This window comes from Lysobacter terrestris (genome assembly GCF_014489475.1).
GTDB lineage: Bacteria > Pseudomonadota > Gammaproteobacteria > Xanthomonadales > Xanthomonadaceae > Agrilutibacter > Agrilutibacter terrestris.
In genome coordinates, this window is the sequence record NZ_CP060820.1 from 642,233 (window position 1) to 663,146 (window position 20,914).

Annotated in this window: 15 protein-coding genes; 7 read left to right on the forward strand and 8 right to left on the reverse strand. The window is 66.8% G+C overall.

Annotated elements, in window-relative coordinates; genetic code table 11:
- Window positions 1-57 precede the first annotated feature (57 nt).
- The 3 genes from H8B22_RS03075 to H8B22_RS03085 all read left to right on the forward strand — a co-directional run bounded on the left by H8B22_RS03075 (window position 58) and on the right by H8B22_RS03085 (window position 5,187).
- Window positions 58-867: an XOO1806 family protein gene (locus H8B22_RS03075; protein WP_187713507.1), complete on the forward strand. Its 810-nt coding sequence runs from the start codon at window positions 58-60 to the stop codon at window positions 865-867.
- A gap of 550 nt (window positions 868-1,417) precedes the next feature.
- On the forward strand, window positions 1,418-4,414 hold the full coding sequence (locus H8B22_RS03080) for a TonB-dependent receptor domain-containing protein (RefSeq protein WP_187712660.1): 2,997 nt from the start codon (window positions 1,418-1,420) through the stop codon (window positions 4,412-4,414).
- Between the two features lie 104 nt (window positions 4,415-4,518).
- A complete protein-coding gene (locus tag H8B22_RS03085; protein WP_187712661.1) occupies window positions 4,519-5,187 on the forward strand; it encodes a TIGR02466 family protein in 669 nt (222 codons plus the stop codon).
- Between the two features lie 24 nt (window positions 5,188-5,211).
- On the opposite strand, the gene H8B22_RS03090 is transcribed toward H8B22_RS03085, so the two are convergent.
- From H8B22_RS03090 to H8B22_RS03105, 4 genes are read right to left on the reverse strand one after another with little or no spacing between them, the layout of a single operon-like run.
- Entirely contained in the window at window positions 5,212-6,774 is a 1,563-nt protein-coding gene (locus H8B22_RS03090; RefSeq protein ID WP_187712662.1) for a tetratricopeptide repeat-containing sulfotransferase family protein, read from the reverse strand.
- On the reverse strand, window positions 6,764-7,360 hold the full coding sequence (locus H8B22_RS03095) for a 2OG-Fe(II) oxygenase (RefSeq protein WP_187712663.1): 597 nt from the start codon (window positions 7,358-7,360) through the stop codon (window positions 6,764-6,766). Before H8B22_RS03095 ends, H8B22_RS03090 begins: the two co-directional genes overlap by 11 nt.
- Before the next feature lie 8 nt (window positions 7,361-7,368).
- On the reverse strand, window positions 7,369-9,159 hold the full coding sequence (locus H8B22_RS03100) for a phosphoenolpyruvate carboxykinase (GTP) (RefSeq protein WP_187712664.1): 1,791 nt from the start codon (window positions 9,157-9,159) through the stop codon (window positions 7,369-7,371).
- A gap of 28 nt (window positions 9,160-9,187) precedes the next feature.
- Window positions 9,188-9,796: a TetR/AcrR family transcriptional regulator gene (locus tag H8B22_RS03105; RefSeq protein ID WP_187712665.1), complete on the reverse strand. Its 609-nt coding sequence runs from the start codon at window positions 9,794-9,796 to the stop codon at window positions 9,188-9,190.
- A 239-nt stretch (window positions 9,797-10,035) separates the two neighbouring features.
- On the opposite strand from H8B22_RS03105, the gene H8B22_RS03110 reads away from it, so the two are divergent.
- Both H8B22_RS03110 and H8B22_RS03115 read left to right on the forward strand, forming a co-directional pair.
- A complete protein-coding gene (locus tag H8B22_RS03110) occupies window positions 10,036-12,504 on the forward strand; it encodes an acyl-CoA dehydrogenase (protein WP_187712666.1) in 2,469 nt (822 codons plus the stop codon).
- Window positions 12,505-12,575: 71 nt separating this feature from the next.
- On the forward strand, window positions 12,576-13,049 hold the full coding sequence (locus tag H8B22_RS03115) for a hotdog fold domain-containing protein (protein WP_187712667.1): 474 nt from the start codon (window positions 12,576-12,578) through the stop codon (window positions 13,047-13,049).
- Window positions 13,050-13,059: 10 nt separating this feature from the next.
- Here the strand turns inward: H8B22_RS03115 and H8B22_RS03120 are convergent, their stop codons facing one another.
- On the reverse strand, window positions 13,060-13,416 hold the full coding sequence (locus H8B22_RS03120; RefSeq protein ID WP_187712668.1) for a DUF1304 domain-containing protein: 357 nt from the start codon (window positions 13,414-13,416) through the stop codon (window positions 13,060-13,062).
- A 45-nt stretch (window positions 13,417-13,461) separates the two neighbouring features.
- Entirely contained in the window at window positions 13,462-14,784 is a 1,323-nt protein-coding gene (locus H8B22_RS03125) for an NTP/NDP exchange transporter (protein WP_187712669.1), read from the reverse strand.
- 196 nt (window positions 14,785-14,980) lie between these two features.
- Between H8B22_RS03125 and H8B22_RS03130 the strand changes: the two genes are divergently transcribed.
- The gene (locus H8B22_RS03130) at window positions 14,981-16,567 is read left to right on the forward strand and encodes a GMC family oxidoreductase (protein ID WP_187712670.1); all 1,587 of its coding nucleotides are present in this window, start codon (window positions 14,981-14,983) and stop codon (window positions 16,565-16,567) included.
- Between the two features lie 103 nt (window positions 16,568-16,670).
- Here the strand turns inward: H8B22_RS03130 and H8B22_RS03135 are convergent, their stop codons facing one another.
- Entirely contained in the window at window positions 16,671-18,581 is a 1,911-nt protein-coding gene (locus tag H8B22_RS03135) for a M48 family metallopeptidase (RefSeq protein ID WP_187712671.1), read from the reverse strand.
- 109 nt (window positions 18,582-18,690) lie between these two features.
- Window positions 18,691-19,287 (reverse strand): LemA family protein, encoded by a 597-nt coding sequence (locus H8B22_RS03140; protein ID WP_187712672.1) that lies wholly within the window; start codon window positions 19,285-19,287, stop codon window positions 18,691-18,693.
- A gap of 76 nt (window positions 19,288-19,363) precedes the next feature.
- Between H8B22_RS03140 and H8B22_RS03145 the strand changes: the two genes are divergently transcribed.
- Window positions 19,364-20,743 (forward strand): serine hydrolase domain-containing protein, encoded by a 1,380-nt coding sequence (locus H8B22_RS03145; protein ID WP_187712673.1) that lies wholly within the window; start codon window positions 19,364-19,366, stop codon window positions 20,741-20,743.
- The last annotated feature ends 171 nt before the right edge of the window (window positions 20,744-20,914 follow it).

Genomic DNA, 20,914 nt, shown 5'->3' on the forward strand with positions numbered 1-20,914 from the left:
GGATCCGGTCGTAACCACGCCATGAAATCGCGCCTGTTCCAGCTGTCCCTTGCCGTCCTGCTCGCCTTCGGCGCAGCAACGGGCGCGCATGCGCAGTCGGCGGACTGGAAGACCGACGCGACCCTTCTGCCGGTCTGGAACACCAACGGCAAGCTTGAAGCCGTCCTGCAACTCGAACCCAGCATCACCCCCGTGGCCGGCGCCCGCTGGCGCGCGGGCGGCAACACCCTGGACGCCGCGTTCGGCGTCGCCGCCGGCGACACCCTGGGCCTGGTGTGCGACCGCAAGAACGGGCTCGCCACCACCATTGGCAATCTCGCCAACCATTGCATGCTGGCCACGCTCGACAACGACGGCAGCGACCGTCAGTTCAACGCCGGCGCGAGCCTGACCCGTGGAAGCGGCCGCGTCGGCCTGTCCCTGGGCAATGGGCGCGAAACCCTGCCCGCCTGGCTCAGCCCCAACAGCCGGGCCAGCAAGCTCGACCAGAACAGCCTTACCCTTTACGGCCAGAAGAACATCGGCCGCGAAGCGACCGTGTCCATCGGCGGCACGCTCGCCCGCGCTCGCCTGATCCCGGCCGGCGACATTCCGTCGCAGGTCGCCGATCGCTGGACCACCAAGACGTTCACCGTCGGCGCCGGTCTCGGCAACTTTGGCGCGAACATCATCGGCCGCGTCATCGACACCCCCGGCGTCCCCGGGCAGTGGAGCGGCTTGGGACTTGGCCTGACTTGGCGCACCCCGTGGAGCGGACAGCTCACCGTCGGCGCCGAAAACGTCGTGACCCGCGGCAAGAACCCCTTCGCGCCCAGCGAACAGGACGAGGGCACCGTGCCCTACGTCCGGTACGAGCAAGACCTCTAACTGGTCTTGGCGCCACTCGGCAGCCCACAAGGGTGCCTGCTGAAGTTTGACAGTCGCCTTCTTTGTAGCGACACCTCAACGCTCACTTGCGGCACGCGAGTATCAATGCGATCGCGCGAATGAGGCAATCCGATCTTTCACGCCATGACTTGCCTGGCGATGACAGGGCGACCTTGCGCTGTCGTGCTCGGGATTGCTAGCAAGCGCGTGAGGTTGATCGATGAAGTCGCATAAGCGATTCCGCTCCGACTTCATTCCATTCCCGTCAATGCGTTTCCCGTCAATGCGTCATTGGCGCGGCACTCCCGGAAAAACACCGATCTCCCCGCCCACCCTGCCGGCGGCGGCGTTGTGCGATGCAGCACAACCGAGAGCCACGGCACACTTCATACCGTCGATCTCAAGGAACTGAGAGACGATGTTAACGACACTTTAATTAGTTCGTTAGGGGGGCTACTATCGGCGCGGCCTTGCCGGTTTTGGTGTCTTTCTTGACGCCTCCAGCGAGGTTCCCATGGGAAACAAAACCAAGACCGACTTGGAGAGAGAGATGACTTTGAAGACCACCAAGCTCCGCGATGCGATTACCTACGCCATCGCCGTGGGCGCCATTGCCGGTACCGGCAGTGCGTTTGCGCAGGACGCCGCACCGCAGGAAAAGGAAGCCACCACCCTCGATCGCATCGAGGTCACCGGTTCGCGCATCAAGCGCAGCGATATTGAAACCTCGCAGCCGGTGTTCTCGCTGAGCCGCGACGAAATCACCGCACAGGGCCTGACCTCGGTCGGCGACGTGATCCAGAACATCACGGCGAACGGCTCGACCCTCAATTCCACCTTCAACAACGGCGGCAACGGCGAGACCCGCGTCAGCCTGCGTAACCTCGGCTCGAACCGCACCCTGGTGCTGGTCAACGGCCGTCGTTGGGTCGGTGGCACCGGCCTGGGTGGCGCGGTCGACCTCAACACCATTCCGACCGCTGCGGTCGAACGCATCGAAGTGCTGAAGGACGGCGCCTCGACGATCTACGGCTCCGACGCCATCTCGGGCGTGGTGAACGTGATCCTGCGCCAGAACTTCGACGGCGCCGAAGCCAACGCTTACCTCGGCCAGTTCGACAAGGGCGACGGCACCCGCCAGGCCTACGACTTCACCATCGGCTCGGCCGGCGATCGCTTCAGCGCGATGCTGGGCTTCGGCTACGTGAAGGAAGAGCCGGTCATGGCCGGCGACCGCGACATCTCGAAGGAGCCGGTCTTCGGCACCGGCAATGTGTTCGGCAGCGGCACCTCGCCGGGCGGCCGCTTCGCGCTGTGCCCGGGTGGTTTCAACACCGCCACCAACCTCTGCAACGGCGCACAGACCAACTTCAATGGCGCCGGTGGCACCTTCACCTACGATGGCGGCCCGGACAGCAACCCGCGTCCGTATGTCCCGGGCGTCGATGCCTACAACTTCGCCCCCGACAACTACCTGCTGACCCCGCAGGAACGCCGTTCGGTGTTCGGCAGCGCCTCGGTGGACATCACCGACAACCTGCGCTTCAAGACCACCGTCACCTACAACGAACGCGTCTCCGAGCAGCTGCTCGCTGCGATGCCGGTCGTGCTGGGTACCGCTCCGGGTGCCAACCCGCAGAGCCAGACGGTGTTCATCAGCGCTGACAGCATCTACAACCCGTTCGGCCAGGACATCTCGCGCATCAACCGCCGCTTCGTCGAAACCGGCGGCCGCTCGTTCAACCAGGACGTCCGCACCTTTGCGTTGAATGCTGGCTTCGAAGGCACGCTGACCTTCGGCGAGAAGTACTTCGATTGGGAAGCCGGCTACTTCCGCGGCGAGAACCAGGCCAACAACACCACGCAGGGCCTGATGAACGTCATCGCGCTGCGCCAGGCCCTCGGCCCGTCGTTCATCGACGCGACCGGCGTGGCCCGTTGCGGCACGGCGACCTCGATCATCGCTGGCTGCGTCCCGCTGGACCTGCTGGGCGGCGTCGGCAGCATCACGCCGGAAATGCTCGACTTCGTGTCGTTCACCGCGCACGACGAGTACAACTACACCCAGAGGACCTACTACGCCAACATCAGCGGCGAACTGTTCGACCTGCCGGGCGGCCCGCTGGGCTTCTCGTTCGGCCTCGAGCACCGCAACGAATCCGGTTACGACTCGCCGGACGCGCTGATCAACTCGGGCAACACCACCGGTAACGCCCGTACCGCTACCGAAGGTGCGTACTCGCTCGACGAGGCCTACCTCGAACTCGCGGTACCGGTGCTGGCCGACCTGCCGTTCGCCAAGCTGCTGGACTTCAGCGTCGCCACGCGTTACTCGGATTACAGCAACTTCGGCGACACGCTCAACAGCAAGTTCGGTTTCCGCTGGAAGCCGATCGACGACCTGATGATCCGTGGCAACTGGACGGAAGGCTTCCGCGCTCCGTCGATCGGTGAGCTCTTCACCGGCCAGGCCGACTCGTTCCCGCAGCTGCTCGACCCCTGCAACAACAACAACTTCGGCGACCAGACCCCGACCGCGCAGGCTCGCTGCATCGCGGAAGGCGTGCCGAACGGTGGTTACCAGCAGGACAACCAGCAGATCCGCATCACGATCGGCGGCAACCCGGACCTGCAGCCCGAAAAGGCCGAGTCGACGACCTTGGGCTTCGTGTACAGCCCGAGCTTCGCCCAGGGCCTCGACATCTCGATGGACTGGTGGAAGATCAAGCTCACCGACGCGATCACCACGATCGGCGGCGCGGCCATCATCCAGCAGTGCTTGGATTCCGGCGGCACCGGCCCGACCTGCGCCCTGTATACCCGTCGTGCTGACGGCAACATCCAGACGCTGCTGAACACCACCACCAACATCGGTGGCACCAAGGTCGAAGGCTACGACATGACCGTCAGCTACAAGCTGCCGGAAACCGCATGGGGCACCTTCAGCTTCGTGTGGGATACCACCTACATGTCGAAGTTCGAGAACGACAACGACGGCGACGGCCTGTACGGTGAAGACCGTACCCAGGCTCCGGCGATCGGCCAGCCGCTCTTCGACAACGAAGGTGGCAACCTGGTCGGCGAGTACGACGGCCCGAACTTCGTCAACTACTGGCGCCTGCGTTCGAACCTGGCCACCCGTTGGGAGAAGGGCGACTTCGGCGCAACCTGGAACGTCCGCTACGTGTCCTCGCAGACCGAAGGCTGCCAGAACTTCGAAGACTACGGCTACACCTTCCTCTGCACCGACCATGACCGCGTCGTCGGCGTTCCGACCGACAGCAACGGCAATGGCGTGTGGGACGGTACGGCCGGTGGCGACAGCATCACCACGATCGCTTCGGCCGAGAACCACATCGGCGCGACGACGTACCACGATCTGAGCGCCTACTGGAACGCGCCGTGGAACGCGAAGATCACCGTCGGCGTGAACAACGTGTTCGACAAGGATCCGCCGGTTGCGGCGTCTGCCTTCGCGAACTCGTTCGACCCGCAGTACGAAGTCCCGGGCCGCTTCTACTACATGCGTTACTCGCAGAAGTTCTGATCGAAGTTGTCCAGCAACACCCAGCTACGGCCCCGCAAGGGGCCGTAGTTTTTTGCGAAGTACACTAGGCTCGACACGCGACGCCCGGCGCCGGAAGACAGACCATGCCCCTGGAAATCAATCCAATGTTTGCCGTCCCGATGGCGCAGGACACCCTGCCCGATGCGGACGCCATCAACGCGGAGCTCAAGGCGCTCCTCCTCGCGCGCGAGGCCGAGGGCGCCCGCTATGCGAACCCCAATCCGTCGCTCAAGCAGCAGCAAGGCGTGTTCGAAAGCGATTTCAACCTGTTCGCCTGGCCGGAGCCGTGCGTCCAGCAACTGCGGCAGTTCTGCTGGGCCGCGCTGGGCAAGACGCTGCAGGAGCTCAACGGCTACAGCCCGGAAGAGATGCAGCAACTGCAGATCTTTTCCCACACGTGGTTCCACGTGACCCGGCAAGGCGGATTCACCATCCTGCACACGCATCCGATGGCCTCGTGGTCGGGCGTGTACTGCGTCGCCGCGGGCGAGACGCCCGAGGACCGTCCCGAGTCGGGAATCCTGCGGTTCCACAACCCGCACCACTACAGCAATTACTTCCTCGATCCCGGCAATGCCCGCCTGCGCGCGCCGTACCACCATGGCACCTGGAACATCCGTTTCGGCGCCGGGCAGCTGGTGCTCTTCCCGTCGTGGCTGCAGCACGAGGTGATGCCCTTCTACGGCAACGATGAACGCATCACGGTCGCGTTCAACTGCTGGTTCGGCATGAAGAACACGGCGCGCCCATAAGCGCGCAGCGCAGCGGCCCGCGAGTCAGCGGAACGGCGCCAGACCTTCGATCAGCGGCCGCAGCTGCGCCTCATAGGGCGCCCACGCCGCCTTGCGGTTCTTGATGATGCCGCCGCGCATCTGCGGGCTGCTCGCAGTCGCCACCGCGCCTGCGCCGTCCAGCGTCGTTGCCGACAGCTCCCAAGGCAAGCCGCAGAACTCCATGACCTGGCGCATGACGCCTTCGGGATCGGCCACCAGCGCGTCGTAGTGGACGTCCATGATCCGGCCCGGCATGACCGTGTGCCAATGCGCCATCAGCTGGCGGTACTGGCCGTACCACTCCACCAACTCCTCCTGATCGTAGGAGAAGGTGTTGACGTCGGAGAACATGGTGCGCAGGTTGGAGAAGCAGGTATCCAGCGGGTCGCGGACCATGTGCAGGATCCGGGCCTGCGGCAGCGCCTTGGCGATGAACCCCAGGTTGAGGAAGTTCGACGGCAGCTTCTCGGTCAGGTACGCCTGCCCCTTCGCGCGCCACGCCGTCATCTCGTAGAAGCGGCGTCCGACCAGGCCGAAATCGGCCGTCGCCGCGCGCCGCACCAGTTCGGCATCGACCACGCCCTTGTTGCGATAGTCGGTCGCATAGCGCATCTGCGTGGTGAACGAGTAGGTTTCCCCGCCATCGGCGACCATCGAGTGCCCGCCCAGCAGCTGTTCGAGCAGGGTACTGCCCGAGCGGTGCATGCCCACGATGAACACGGGCACGAAGGTGGGCTCCGGCTGTTCAACCGGCCGCACGAATTCCTCATCGCACAACGCCATCAACCCATCGAACATCCGGCGGGCATCGGCGCGATCGTGCGGGGTGAGCTGGCGCTTGCAGCGACAGCCTTGCTGCAGGGCCTGCCAGGAGTCGGCATGGCGGCCGAGGTCGTGCAGTTCGTTGTGCAGGGCGAATGCCAGGTACGCGTCGTTGTCGCTGCCGCGCGGAATCCGCGGGATCAGCGCGCGCATGCGCTCGACGTGGTTGGCATCCTCGGTCTGCTTCCGCAGGCGCGACAGCACCCAGTGCGCCTGGGTGAAACCCGGCGCCTTGGCGATGCAGCGCTCCAGCTCCTGTTCGGCCTCGTCCATGTTGCCGAAGAACATCTGCACGACGCCGCGGAAATAGCGTGCCTGCGGGTTCCCGGGCTCCCGGATGATGGCCTGGTCGAGCATCTGCATCGCGAGCTCGTTCGCGCCGATGGTGCTGACCATCATCGCCAGGTCGGTCAGCCATGTGGCGGACCGGCGCTCGCGCCAGCGCGAATGCTCGACGCACTCGAGCAGCGCGCCCGGCTCGTTGTACATGCGCAGCGCGCGCGCCAGCGTCAGCACGGCCTCTTCGCCGCCGGGTCGGCGCGCCAGCGCGCGCAACGCATAGTCGAGGCCGTCGCGGTAGCGGCCCAACGACAGCGCCATGCGCGATGCGCGCAGCATCGCCATCGCATGGGCCGGATCCTTGGCGAGGACGTTGTCGTACTGGGCGAGCGCCGCAGCCCATTGGCCTTGGCGCGCGTAGGTTTCCGCCTTGTTCCAGAGCGCCGGCACCGTCTCAGCGTTCACCGTCACCGTCCCGTGCAACGCGTTCGAACTTGATGGCGAAGGTGTAACGCGGTGCGTAGCAGATCCGGTTCGGTGGGCGCCCGACATGCTTGATGGCCCCGTCGAACACGACCAGTCGGCCCGGCCTGGGGGTAACCGCGCAGGCGATTTCGTCCTGCGTGTCGTAGAACAACGTCTCTCCGCCCCACTCCAGGTCCCAGCGCTCGCACAGGTACCACAGCGCGGTGAGATCGTGCTGCTCGGGGAGGCAATCGGTGTGGGTGAACAGCATGTCGCCGTAGCTGGCGACATTGGTATAGGCCCGATACGGCTTGTAGTCGGCCTGCGCGGTGCAGAAGCCGGCCACGGCCTGGCGCGTGAACTCGAAAACCGGCTGGCGCATCAGCGTTTCCAGCTTGATTTCCGTCGCCCAGTGCTTGTACTCCGCGGTCTCGGGTCGCGCGACCTCGGTGCGGGTGAAGGCCGCGCGCGAAAGCGCCTGCACGTACTCCGCGACGTTCGGCAACAACCCGTCGAACACCCGCAGCGGGCGGCCATCGATCAGAAATTCACGACTGGCCGCGACCGCGGCGGGGTTCGCATTCATGGATCGGCTTACGCGTCGAGCGAACGGGCGATCCGCTGCTGCTCGTCATGCAGCGCCTGCGGCATGCGCGGACCGTACTCCTGCAGGTACTCGCCGATGCTCTCGAACTCCGCGCGCCAGCCGGCGTGGTCGAAGCCGAACAGCTTGGCGTTGGCCTCGTCGCTGAGCTGGATGCCGGCGATGTTGACATCGTCCGCGCTCGGCAGGTTGCCGATCGGGGTTTCCTGCGCGGCGGCCTCGCCCTTCACGCGCTTGATCATCCACTCGAGCACACGCAGGTTGTCGCCGAAGCCCGGCCACAGGAACTTGCCATCGTCGCCCTTGCGGAACCAGTTGACGTGGAAGATCTTCGGCAGCTTCGCGCCTTCCTTGTCGAACGACAGCCAGTGGCTGAAGTAGTCGGCGAAGTTGTAGCCGCAGAACGGCTTCATCGCCATCGGATCGCGACGCATCACGCCCACCGCGCCGGTGGCAGCGGCGGTGGTTTCCGAACCCATCGCGGCGCCGACCAGCACGCCGTGGGTCCAGTCACGCGCTTCGAAGACCAGCGGCACGAGCGATGCGCGGCGGCCTCCGAACACGATCGCGCTGATCGGCACGCCCTGCGCGTCCTCGGCCTTGGGCGAGTACGACGGGCACTGCTGCGCGCTCACGGTGAAGCGGGAGTTCGGGTGCGCCGCCGGACCCTTGCTGGAATCGTATTCATTTCCGCGCCAATCAATGACGGGCTTGCCTTCGCTCAGGCCCTCCCACCACGGCTGGTTGTCCGCGGTCACTGCAACATTGGTGAAGATGGTGTCGTGCGCGACGGTCTTGAGCGCGTTCGGGTTCGAGTTGATCGAGGTGCCCGGTGCGACGCCAAAGAAACCGGCCTCCGGATTGATCGCGTACAGGCGGCCATCGGCGCCCGGGCGCATCCAGCAGATGTCGTCGCCGATCGTCCACACCTTCCAGCCGTCCTGGCGGTAGCCTTCCGGCGGAATCAGCATCGCCAGGTTGGTCTTGCCGCAGGCCGACGGGAACGCGGCAGCGATGTAATGCGTTTCGCCCTGCGGATTCTCCAGGCCGAGGATCAGCATGTGCTCGGCCAGCCAGCCTTCCGCCTTCGCCTGGTGCGAGGCGATGCGCAGCGCGTGGCACTTCTTGCCCAGCAGCGCATTGCCGCCGTAGCCCGAGCCGAACGACTTGATCGTCAGCTCTTCCGGGAAATGCATGATGAAGCGGCGATTCGGGTCGAGCTCGCCGACCGAATGCAGGCCCTTGACGAAGGAACCCTCGCGCTCGATGCGCGCCAGCGCCGGCGCGCCCATGCGGGTCATGACGCGCATGTTGGCGACGACATACGCCGAATCGGTGATTTCAACGCCGCAACGCGACAGCGGCGAGTCGATCGGGCCCATGCAGTACGGAATGACGTACATGGTGCGGCCCTTCATGCAGCCGGCGAACAGCGCGTCCATCTGCGCGTGGCCGTCGGCGGGCGCCATCCAGTGGTTGTTCGGGCCGGCGTCTTCCTGCTCCGGCGTGCACACGAAGGTCAGGTGCTCGACGCGGGCGACATCGTCCGGATGCGAGCGGTGCAGCCAGCTGTTGGGATGGGTCTGCTCGTTGAGGCGGACCAGCGTGCCGTCGGCTTCCATCTTCGCAACCAGCGCCGCGTTCTCGGCGTCGCTGCCGTCGCACCAGTGGATCGCATCGGGTTGGGTCAGCGCAGCAACTTGAGCGACCCAGTCATTGAGCGCGGCAAGTTTGCTTCGTCCGGCGCTTTCGGCCGGGGCAGTCTGCGACAGGTTGTTCATCAACGGACCTTCTACTTCTGAGTGGAAATCAGGGATTGGGAATCAGGGTGGCGGCCATGTGCTCGACATAGGCCTCGAATTCGTCGTGCTGCATCCGCGTCTGGTGCAGTTGGAGGTTGAGCTGCAGGAAACCCACGTAAGCCGAATACAGCAGCTGGGCGCGATGACGCGCGTCGGTGCGGGGCAGGCCCGCCTGGCGGAACGAAGCCGTGAGGTAATCGAGGCGGCGCTCGGAGACGCGACCGATGACCGGCTGCACCGCCGGATGGTCCATGGCCTTGATCAGTTCGGAATAGACCACGTGCGACTTGTACTCGTGCGCCACCAGGGTAAAGAGCGCGCGCAGGCGGGCACGGGGATCGTTGATCGGTTCCAGTTCGCCGAACAGCAGCTCCTGCTCCATCTTCTCCCAGCGCTCCAGCGCGGCCACCAGCAAGGCTTCGCGCGAAGGGAAGTGCCAGTAGAAGCTGCCCTTGGTGACACCCAGGCGACGGGCGAGCGGTTCGACCGCGACCGCGGACACGCCCTGTTCGGCGATCAGGTCCAGGGCGGCAGCCGCCCAGTCGTCGGCGCTGAGGCGGCCGGTGCGCTCCTTGGCGGAGTTGGCGGCGTCGGGCTTGGTCGCGGTGTTCGTCATGGTGACAAGTTTAACCATACGGTGGCGACTGTGACAGTACGCACAAGCCGCTTGGACGGGGGTAAGGTGCGGTTGACAGCACTCGAGGGCAGAACCATACTCGGCCGTATGTTAAGCGTTTCATGCCGCTGTTTGAATCCGCGCCTTGCATCCGAGACCAGGGGCGGTGGAATGCGCAGGGAAACGCTCGACCCACCTGACCGCAAGACCGTCAACGCCGCGTCGCGCCGGAGCCATTCATGAGCATCGCCCTTCCCTTCCTCGCCCTGCTGGTCGTCGGCGCCGTCGCCGCCTACCACCGCCTGCGCCTCGTCGTCTGGGCGGCGGCCACGCTGACCGCGCTGATCGCCTGCCTGCTGGCCGGCGCGAACATCACCGCGACGATCATCGCCACCGTCCTGGCAGCGCTCGTCGCCGTGCCGCTGCTGGTGCCGCAGATCCGCCTGCCCTTCATCACCAAGCCGCTGCTGGGCTTCTACACCAAGATCCTGCCGCCGCTGTCGGAAACCGAGCGCGTCGCGCTGGAGGCCGGCACGGTCGGCTGGGAAGGCCAGCTGTTCTCCGGCAAGCCCGACTGGAACGTGCTGTTCGACCAACCCAAGCCGGAACTGCGCGCGGACGAACAGGCTTTCCTCGACGGCCCGGTCGAAGAGCTGTGCCGCATGACCAACGACTGGCAGATCACCCACGTCAACGCCGACCTGACGCCGGAACTGTGGGAGTACGTCAAGAAGAACAAGTTCTTCGGCATGATCGTGCCGAAGGAATACGGCGGCCTCGGCTTCACCGCGCTGGGCAACCACAAGGTGATCCAGAAGCTGGCGACGGTGTCGACCGTGCTCAGCTCGACCGTCGGCGTGCCCAACTCGCTCGGCCCGGCCGAGCTGCTGATGCACTACGGCACCAAGGAACAGAAGGACTACTACCTGCCGCGCCTGGCCGACGGCCGTGAAGTGCCCTGCTTCGGCCTGACCGGTCCGTGGGCCGGTTCGGACGCGACGTCCATTCCGGACTACGGCATCGTCACCATGGGCGACTGGAACGGCGCCCGCGTGGTCGGCGTGAAGCTGACCTTCGACAAGCGCTACATCACCCTCGCCCCGGTCGCGACGCTGATCGGCCTGGCCTTCCGCATGTACGACCCGGACGGCCTGATCGGCGACCGCAAGGACATCGGCATCACCCTGGCCCTGGTCCCGCGCGACACCGACAGCATCGACATCGGCCGCCGCCACTTCCCGCTCAACTCGCCGTTCCAGAACGGCCCGATCCATGGCCGCGAGGTATTCATCCCGCTCAGCCAGCTGATCGGCGGCGAGGCCTACGCCGGCAAGGGCTGGCAGATGCTGGTCGAGTGCCTGTCGATCGGCCGCTCCATCACCCTGCCCTCCACCGCCAGCGGTGGCGCGAAGTTCGGCGCGGTCATCACCGGCGCGTATGCGCGCATCCGCAAGCAGTTCGGCCTGTCGGTCGGCCGCTTCGAAGGCGTCGAGGAAGCCCTCGCCCGCATCGGCGGCAAGGCTTATGCGATCAGCGCGCTGTCCGAAGCCGCCGCGGCCGCCGTGTCGCGCGGTGAACTGCCCGCGGTGCCCTCGACCATCGCCAAGTACCACTGCACCGAGATGGCGCGCGAAGTCGCCACCGACGTGATGGACATCCACGGCGGCAAGGGCATCATCCTCGGCCCGAAGAACTACGCCGGCCGCAACTGGCAGGCGCTGCCGATCATGATCACGGTGGAAGGCGCGAACATCATGACGCGCTCGCTGATGATCTTCGGCCAGGGCGCGATCCTGTGCCATCCGTGGGTGCTGAAGGAAATGAAGGCGGCCGGGCTGCCCGATCCGGACGAGCGTCTCACCGAGTTCGACCGCAACCTGTTCGGCCACATCGGCTTCGCCTTCTCCAACGCGGTACGCAGCTGGTGGTACGGCTTCACGAGCGCACGCATCGGCACCGCGCCGGGCGACGCGTACACGCGCCGCTATTACCGCAAGCTCAACCGCTATTCCGCGGCGCTGGCGGTGATGGCCGACACCTCGATGCTGCTGCTCGGCGGCAAGCTCAAGTTCAAGGAGTCGCTGTCGGGCCGCCTCGGCGACGTGCTGAGCCAGCTGTACATCGCCAGCGCGATGCTCAAGCGCTACGAGGACCAGGGCCGTCCGGCATCCGACCAGCCGCTGCTGGCCTGGGCCATCCACGACAGCGTCAACAAGATCGAAACCGCGTTCTCCGCGGCGCTGCGCAACTTCCCGGTGCGTCCGATCAGCTACCTGCTGTGGCTGCTGATCTTCCCGTGGGGCCGCCGCGCGCAGGCACCGAGCGATCGCCTCGGCCACAAGGTTGCGTCCCTGCTGATGTCGCCGAACGAAGCGCGCGACCGCCTCGCCGTCGGCACCTTCATCACCCCGTGCGCCAACAACCCGGCCGGCCGCATCAACAGCTACCTGCCCAAGGTGATCCTCGCCGAGCCGGTGGAACGCAAGTTCCTCAAGGCGCTGAAGAACAGCGACATCGAGGCACTGGATTTCGCCGCGCAACTCGACGAGGGCGTGCGCGAAGGCTGGATCACCGCGGACGAGCGCAAGCAACTGGAAGAACTGCGCGAGATGACGATCGACACCATCAGCGTCGACGACTTCGACACCGAGGAACTGCGCTCGGCGGGCTATCGCCGCGAGCAGTACGACAGCCGCGCCGCGGCCTGATCGCAACACGACACGACGACAGCGGGCTCGACCCGCCGTCTTCTTTTCCAGCTCCCGGCAGGATCCACCGCATGGCCGCTTCCGTGCTTTCCATGTATCGCCGCATGAGCCGCTGGCCGCTGGGCCGGTGGCTGTTCTCCCGCGCGGTCTGCTTCCGTGCGCCCTACTTCGCCACGATTGCGCCGCGCTTCGCCGCGCTGGAGCCCGGGCGCTGCGAAGTGGAAATCAAGGACCGCCGCCGCGTGCACAACCACATCGGCACCGTGCACGCGATCGCGCTGTGCAACCTGGCGGAGCTGGGCGCGGGCGTGATGACCGAGGCCTCGCTGCCGGCGTCGATGCGCTGGATCCCCAAGGGCATGACGGTCGAATACCTGAAGAAGGCACGCGGCACCATGCACGCCGTCGCCACCCCCGACATCGCCATCGTCGAATCGGCAACGGGTTACGACCTGCCCGTCACCGTGTCGGTGCGCGATGCGCAGGGCGAGGAAGTCTTCCGCGCGCGCATCGCGATGTGGCTGTCGCCGAAATCGCGTAGTTAGCGCCGCGCAGTTAGGGCCACGCGGCCAGCAGTGCGGCCATCGCCAGCAATGCAGGCAGCGCCTGCACGAAGAAGATCCGCCGGTTGACCGTCGCCGCGCCGTAGCTGCCGGCAACCACGACGCACCCCAGGAAGAACAGCTCGAACTCGCGCGACCCGGTGGCCACGCCGTACACCAGGCCCGCGGCGAGGAAGCCGTTGTACAGGCCCTGGTTGGCCGCCAGCACCTTCGACTGCTCGGCCTTCTCCGCTGACATCCGGAACGTCTTCAACCCGAGCGGCCGGGTCCACAGGAACATCTCCAGCGCCAGGAAATACAGGTGCAGCAGCGCGACCAGCAGGACCAGCGCGGTGGCAACGATCGACATTCCCTTCTCCCGTCAATGAAGGCGCCTTGGCCGGCACCGATGGATTCAGCTGCGCGCCGCCTCGCGGGCCGGGCGGTCGCCGAACATGCCCTGCCGCGACAGGCGAATGCCGATCGCCGCCGCGGTGAACGCCGCCAGCGCGCTCAAGGTGGCGAAGCCACCCACGGTCATCCCCAGCGTGCGCAGCCCGTTCATGCCGAATGCGATCGCCACGTCGCCGAACCGCCACACCGCGGTATCGACGGCATTCTGGCCCTTGTAGCGCTCGCTGCGCGGCACGCGGGTGAACAGGCTGTGCCGCGCGGGTTCGGCCATGCCATAGGCGAGCCCGCGGCTGATGATGAGCGCGAGCGCGACGGCAGGGAACATGCCCACCATCGGCGCGTGCGGATCCGGCGAAAAAATCACCATCGCCAGCGCCAGCACGCTGATGCCGGCCCACAGCGCGATCAGCACGCCAGGCCCCTTGCGCGGCAACAGCCAGCGCGTGACCAGCAGTTGCAGCAGGATCGTGAGCACGTTCGCGGCCAGGTCCACGTTCGCGGCGAAGCGCGTGCGCGCCACCGCATCGGTGAACGTGGCGCCGGAATAATCGGAGACCAGCGCGTAGTTCACCGTGCCGATGCCGTCCGCCAACAGCAGCAGCAGCGCCATGCTGCGCATGAACGGCGACGAGAAGATCTGCTTGAGGCCGTCGAGCATGCCGCCGCCGATGGCGACTTCGTGCGAGGCGTCATGGCGGCGCGCGCCATGCACCCGCGCCCAGCGTCCCAGCAGGATGGCGCAGGCCACCGCCACCGCCAGCAGCGTCGCCGACACCGCCAACAGCGGCGCCACGCCGATCACGTCGACCAACGTGCGCGTCAGCAGCGGCCCGGTGACCGCGCCGACGGTGCCGGCGACCGCGATGACCGGAAACAGCCGCCGCGACTGCTCCTCGCTCCAGATGTCAGCCATGAAGCTCCAGAACACCGACACCACGAACAGGTTGAACACGCTCACCCATACGAAGAACACCGTGCCCAGCACGCGCGGGCTCAACAGGCCCTGCTGGGTGAACAGCGGGATGAAGCCGATCAGGCAGGCGATGAAGAACAGGTACACCGCCGGCACCACAATCCGGCGCGGGTAGCGCGACACCAGCGCGCCGAAGACCGGCGCCAGTGCCAGCGTGGTGAAGAACGTCGCCGCGTAGAACCAGGGCAGCTGGGTCGAGCCCACCGCGGCGGACAGCTGCTCGCGCACCGGCCGCATCACGTAGTAGGCGGTGAGCACGCAGAAGAAATAGGCGAAGGACAGGATCACCGCCCGCCATTCGCCCGCATGGACACGGGATTGCGGTGCCGGGGCCGTGGCGGCAGAGGTCATCCGGCGGGGTTCCTGCGGTTGCGGGTTGCTGGGCGCACGGTAGCCGAAAGGCAGCCGCGGCTGCCACCACGACTGCCCGCGGGCGGGAGGGTCCGGGCCGTACGGTCGGACCGGCGGTATGAGGCATTTCGCCCGGCGAGCATTTGCTCTAGCCCCGGAGCATAGTTTCCAGCGCGTAATCAGCGGGGACGTCACGTTGTACGACTACATCATCATCGGCGCCGGCTCGGCCGGCTGTGTCCTCGCCAACCGGCTGACCGAAGACCCCGACTGCAAGGTCCTGCTGCTGGAAGCCGGCCCGCGCGACTGGCATCCCTTCATCCACATGCCGGCCGGCCTGGCGAAGCTCGGCGGCAACCTGACGATCAACTGGGACTACAGCACCGTCCCCGAGCCGCAACTCCATAACCGCGTCCTGTGGTGGCCGCGCGGCAAGGTGCTGGGCGGTTCCAGTTCGATCAACGCCATGTGCTACATCCGCGGCGTCGCCGGCGACTACGACGACTGGGCGGCGCAGGGCGCGAACGGTTGGAACTGGAAGAACGTGCTGCCCTACTTCCGCCGCAGCGAACGCAACGAACGCGGCGCCGACGCGCTGCACGGCGACCAGGGACCGCTGTACGTGTCCAACCTGCGCCACGTCAATCCGCTCACCCGGGTCTTCATCGAAGCCGGTCAGCAGGCGGGTTACGTGCGCAACGACGACTTCAACGGCACCAGCCAGATCGGTGTCGGCCAATACCAGGTGACGCAGAAGAACGGTGCGCGCTGCTCCAGCGCCGTTGCCTACCTCGACCCGGTGAAGTCGCGGCACAACCTCACGGTGATCACCGGCGCGAAGGCCAGCCGCATCACCTTCGACCAGGGCCGCGCCAGCGGCGTGACCTACAGCGTCGGCGGCAAGGCCTTCCACCAGTCGGCAGCGCGCGAAATCCTGCTGTCGGGCGGCGCGATCAATTCGCCGCAGCTGCTGATGCTGTCCGGCATCGGCCCCGCCGCGCAGCTGCGCCGCCACGGCATCGATGTCGTCGTCGATGCACCCCAGGTCGGCGAGAACCTGCAGGACCACCTCGACACCAGCGCGCTGGTGCACTGTTCGCAGCGCGTCAGCTACGACCGCGTGAGCGAGCTGAAGACCGCGTTCGACTTCTTCCTGCGCGGCCACGTCGGGGCGGGCACCAGCAACATCGCCGAAGGCGGCGCCTTCCTGCGCTCGCGCTTCGCCCCGGACGAGCGCGCCGACATCCAGCTGCACTTCATCCCGGCGATGATCGACAACCACGGCCGCAACCGCCTGCCGGGCGACGGCTACACCATGCACGCCTGCTTCCTGCGCCCGCACAGCCGCGGCCGCATCACCCTGGCGAGCGCCAGCGCGGGCGACAAGCCGCGCATCGAGGCCAACTACTTCAGCGACCCTGAAGGCTTCGACCTGAAGATGACCCTGGAATGCGCGCGGATCTCGCGCGACATCCTCGCGCAGAAGGCTTTCGATCCGTACCGCGGCGCGCCGATCCATCCCTCGCGCAACGACCTCAGCGATGCCGAACTGGTCGACTTCATCCGCTCCAAGGCCGAAACCGTGTACCACCCCGTCGGCACCTGCCGCATGGGCAGCGACGATGCGGCCGTCGTCGACCCGCAGCTGCGCGTGCGTGGCGTGGATGGGCTGCGCGTGATCGACGCTTCGGTGATGCCGACGCTGGTGAGCGGCAATACCAACGCACCGACGATCATGATCGCGGAGCGCGCGGCGGACCTGATCGCGGGCCGCGCTGGCTGAAAAACCCGCGGCGAAACTCGTCCTCGACCCGCACCGCCCCGACCGGTCGCTGCGTCGCGAAGCGGCGCACGCGTTCCGCGAAACCGGGCGTCCGGCGTTTTACCTACGCCGCCTTGCCCAGCAACGGCGGCAGCGGGCAATGCAGCGTGCTGCAGATCGTGCGCAGGAGTTCGGCCTCGGCGATGCTGACGCGACCGTCGTGGCCGATGGTCGCGGTGATCGCTTCAACCAGCACTTCCTTGGCCAACGGCTCCAGCGCGTCGAGCGGCATCCAGGCGTCGTCGAGCGCGAGCACGCCATTCGGGCGCGCCAGGTAGGGCATGGCCTGGTCGGGCATCACGCGCTGGATCCCGGCCAGGTAGGCCTTGCGCGCCGCGTCCGCATCCGCGTTGCCGGACTGGGCGACCACGGCCAGCAGGGTCGCGATCTCGCTGCGCACCTCGCTCAGCTTGCGCCGGCCGAAACGCGCATAGCGCGAGGGGTCCAGCGACTCGCGCACGTGCACGGTGAGCAGGCGCGCCAGGCAGTATTCGAACAGCGACACGATGCCGTCCGTGTACACCATGGCGTTGACCGTATCGAGGAACACGTCCAGCTCCGGTCGCGGCCGCAGCCGCAGCACCGGGAACGCGAGCGACGCCAGCGGCAGGCGCAATGCCGGATGCAGCGTAGCGAGGAACTGCTGGTGCAGGCGGCGCGCCTCCAGCGCCACGGTCTTGCCCATCCGCGCCGAGATTTCGTCGCCCTGCTTGTCGACGACCGCAGGCTGCGCATCGAACAACAGGCCCAGCAGCAACGGCACCACGCTTTCGCGCTGCGTCGCCAGCGCGCGCAGGTCCGCAGGAATGTGCGCGGCGATGGCGTCGGCCCGGCGATAGTCGTCCGCGCCGGGTTGCGCGACCTGCGCGGCCACCGCGGCCGGCGTGACCGCCTGCTCGGCCGTGGCTGCAGGCAGCGGTGGTGGCACGACAGCGCCGGTGAATCCCAGCTGCGCGTCCTCCTCCAGGCCACTGGGCGGGTTGGCGTGCCATTGCAGGCTCAGGCGCAGCAGTTGTTCGTCGCTGAAGCCCGGCTCCAGGGCCTGGATGCGCTCCACCAGCGGCGGATGCGTGGCGAACCAGCTCCGCAGCCCCACGCCGTCGCCGAACAGCATGTGGCTGATCTCCTCGGCATCGCCGCGATGGCTGAGCTTGCTGCCGGCGTCGACGCCGCCGATCTTCTTCAATGCACCGGCGAGCCCGCTGGTCTGGCGCGTGAACTGCACCGCGGAAGCGTCGGCCAGGCGCTCGCGCGAGCGGCTCACGCCGGCCTTGATCAGGCGCCCGAAGAACAGCCCGATGTAGCCCACGACCATCGCGATCAACGCCGCCACGAGGATGGCACCGGCGTTGCGATCGCGACCGCGGCCCAGTTCCAGCACTTTGCGGCCGATGATCGCCAGCATCAGGATCCCGAACAGCACGCCGATCAGGCGGATGTTCAGGCGCATGTCGCCATTGAGGATATGGCTGAATTCGTGGGCGATCACGCCCTGCAGCTCATCGCGGTTGAGGCGCTCCAGCGCGCCGCGGGTCACCGCGACCACGGCATCGGACGGTGAATAACCGGCGGCGAAGGCGTTGATCGCCGCTTCGTGTTCGAGCACGTACAGCCGCGGCATCGGCACGCCCGAGGCGATCGCGATTTCCTCCACCACGTTGCGCAGGCGGCGCAGGTGGAAGTCGTTGCCCTGCTCCGGCACGGCCACGCCGCCCATCTGCAGCGCGATCGATTCCCCGCCGCCGCGCAGCGTCGCGACCCGATACAGCGAGCCCAGGCCGATGATCCCCAGCGTCACCAACGTGGTGAAGACGAGCATCGTCGCGGTCTCGCCCGGCAGCGCGTCTGCGTTCGCGAACACGAGCCACGCCGCGGCATCGACCGCCAGCACGATCCCGGCCACCGCCACGGCGAACAGCAGCACGAGCCGGAACGAATGGCGGCGCGCGGTGGCCTGGTGTTCGAAGAAGTTCATCTCGGCGCCCGGATCGCTTCGATACGAATTAGGTCACGGCGAAGGCGACGACTCGCTCGTCGCCTTGCTCATGCCGTGTTGGGTGGAACCGCAGCCCCGATGACTGCGGTCAGAACTGGACCTTGGGCGCGGCGCGCACCTGCGCCTGCTGGTCGGCCGGGATTTCCAGCAGCGCGGCCGGGAGGAAATTGAAATTGCCGGCAATCAGGCTCGACGGGAACACTTCGCGCCGGTTGTTGTAGGCCATGACGCTGTCGTTGAAGGCCTGGCGGGCGAAGGCGACCTTGTTCTCGGTGGAGGTCAGCTCTTCGGTGAGCTGCATCATGTTCTGGTTGGCCTTGAGGTCCGGATAGGCCTCGGCCACGGCGAGCAGGCGGCCGAGCGCGCCGTTGAGCCGACCCTGCGTCGCGGCGAGCTGCGCCATCGCCGCCGGGTCGCCGGGGCTGGCCTTGGCAGCCGACAGACCGGAGATCGCCGCACCACGCGCGGCGATCACGGCCTCCAGGGTCTCGCGTTCGTGGCTGAGGTAGCCCTTGGCGGTTTCGACCAGGTTGGGGATGAGGTCGAAGCGTCGCTGCAGCTGTACGTCGATCTGGGCGAAGGCGTTCTTGAAGGCATTTCGCGCGGTGACGAGGCCGTTGTAGATACCGACGACCCAGAACGCCAACACGATCACCAAACCCAACAAAATCAGCAAGCTGAACATGCTTGTTCCCCCTTTCCTTTGAATTTTGGCGCTATGATCCGGCGCGTATCTAGAGCATACGCAGGCGTTGCGAGCGATGAAAGAACCATCCAGCCGCCGGTCCCGCAGGATGTGGCAAGCCGGATTGATCCTTTCGTGCCTGATGACGCAGGCCCTGGGGTCGTATGCGCAACCGCCGTTGCGCTGGGAACGCCCGGCCGCGGCGCCCGTTTCGCGCTCGGGTTTCGTCGACCGCGCCCCTGCCGCCAACACGCTTCCGCTGGGCTCGAACTTCGACGTCGTCCAGTTCGAAGCCATGGCGCAGCAACTGGTCGCAAACCGCCGCATCCCCGGCATGGCCATGGCCATCGTCCACAACGGACGCGTGCTCAGCGCGCGCGGCTACGGCATCACCGACACGCGTGCACCGCTGCCGGTGGACAACCACACCGTGTTCCGGCTGGCGTCGCTGTCCAAAGCCTTCGCCGGCACCGTGACCGGCCTGCTGGTCAACGACGGCACCCTGCGCTGGGACACCCGCCTGACCCAGTACGACCCCGACTTCCGCCTGGCCGATCCGACCGCCGCGTCGCGCATCACCGTCGCCGACCTGCTCAGCCACCGGGTCGGCCTGCGCCACAACGCATTCGACCGCGACCTGGAGGCCAACGTCGATTTCCCGACGCTGACCCGCAAGCTCGCCTACGCGCCGATGGAATGCACGCCGGGCACCTGCTACGGCTACCAGAACATCGCCTTCAGCCTGATCGGCGACGTCATCCAGGGCGCCTCCGGCCTGCCGTATGCCCAGGCCCTGCAGAGCAAGGTCCTGCGTCCGCTGGGCATGCAGGACGCCAGCGTCGGCCTGGACGGCATCCTCGCCAGCCAGAACTGGGCGCGGCCGCACGTGCGCACCCGCGGCGGTTGGCTGTCGCTGACACCCAAGGCTTCCTACTACCGCGTGCTGCCCGCCGCGGGCGTGAATGCCAGCGCCAACGACATGGCGCAGTGGCTGCTCGCCCAGACCGGGCATCGCCCGGACGTGCTGTCCGCGCCGCTGCTGGCCACGCTGCATCAGCCGCTGGTGGCGACGCCCACCGAACTGCGTGGTTCGTCCTGGCGCCGCGAACGCCTGAACACCGCGAGCTACGCCCTGGGCTGGCGCGTGTACGACTACGCCGGCAACAACCTGGTCTTCCACGGCGGCGCCGTGCAGGGCTATCGCGGCGTCGTTGCACTGCTGCCGGACCGCGACCTCGGCATCGCCATCCTGTGGAACAGCGAAAGCTCGCTGCCCACCGGCCTGCTGCCGACCATGCTCGATCGCGCCATCGGTCTGAGCGATCGCGCATGGCTGGACATCGAATTCGACGAGCCCTCGCTGTTCGCGGGCGAAGGCGAGAAGCCGTTACTGCCGGCGGCTGGCCACAACGATGCCGGCACCGCTAACACCAAGGCGACCGCGGCGCCGAACTAGGCCGGCTGCGCGCTCGAGCGAAACGACCACGCGGCGGATTCCTTTCAGGGTCCGCCGCGTTGCTTTTTGGCGTCATCGATTCCGGTGCGAAGGCGACGCGGCGATCCGAAACCGGCCTGGCCATCCCGGTATCCGCATATGCATGCAGGTTACGCGGTGGTGACGACACGC

Excerpts from the sequence above, each read along its gene's own strand:
- H8B22_RS03080 (WP_187712660.1), top strand. The coding sequence starts at position 1,418 with ATGACTTTGAAGACCACCAAGCTCCGCGATGCGATTACCTACGCCATC.
- H8B22_RS03085 (WP_187712661.1), top strand. The coding sequence starts at position 4,519 with ATGCCCCTGGAAATCAATCCAATGTTTGCCGTCCCGATGGCGCAGGAC.
- H8B22_RS03095 (WP_187712663.1), bottom strand. The coding sequence starts at position 7,360 with ATGAATGCGAACCCCGCCGCGGTCGCGGCCAGTCGTGAATTTCTGATC.
- H8B22_RS03100 (WP_187712664.1), bottom strand. The coding sequence starts at position 9,159 with ATGAACAACCTGTCGCAGACTGCCCCGGCCGAAAGCGCCGGACGAAGC.
- H8B22_RS03105 (WP_187712665.1), bottom strand. The coding sequence starts at position 9,796 with ATGACGAACACCGCGACCAAGCCCGACGCCGCCAACTCCGCCAAGGAG.
- H8B22_RS03110 (WP_187712666.1), top strand. The coding sequence starts at position 10,036 with ATGAGCATCGCCCTTCCCTTCCTCGCCCTGCTGGTCGTCGGCGCCGTC.
- H8B22_RS03115 (WP_187712667.1), top strand. The coding sequence starts at position 12,576 with ATGGCCGCTTCCGTGCTTTCCATGTATCGCCGCATGAGCCGCTGGCCG.
- H8B22_RS03120 (WP_187712668.1), bottom strand. The coding sequence starts at position 13,416 with ATGTCGATCGTTGCCACCGCGCTGGTCCTGCTGGTCGCGCTGCTGCAC.
- H8B22_RS03125 (WP_187712669.1), bottom strand. The coding sequence starts at position 14,784 with ATGACCTCTGCCGCCACGGCCCCGGCACCGCAATCCCGTGTCCATGCG.
- H8B22_RS03135 (WP_187712671.1), bottom strand. The coding sequence starts at position 18,581 with ATGAACTTCTTCGAACACCAGGCCACCGCGCGCCGCCATTCGTTCCGG.
- H8B22_RS03140 (WP_187712672.1), bottom strand. The coding sequence starts at position 19,287 with ATGTTCAGCTTGCTGATTTTGTTGGGTTTGGTGATCGTGTTGGCGTTC.
- H8B22_RS03145 (WP_187712673.1), top strand. The coding sequence starts at position 19,364 with ATGAAAGAACCATCCAGCCGCCGGTCCCGCAGGATGTGGCAAGCCGGA.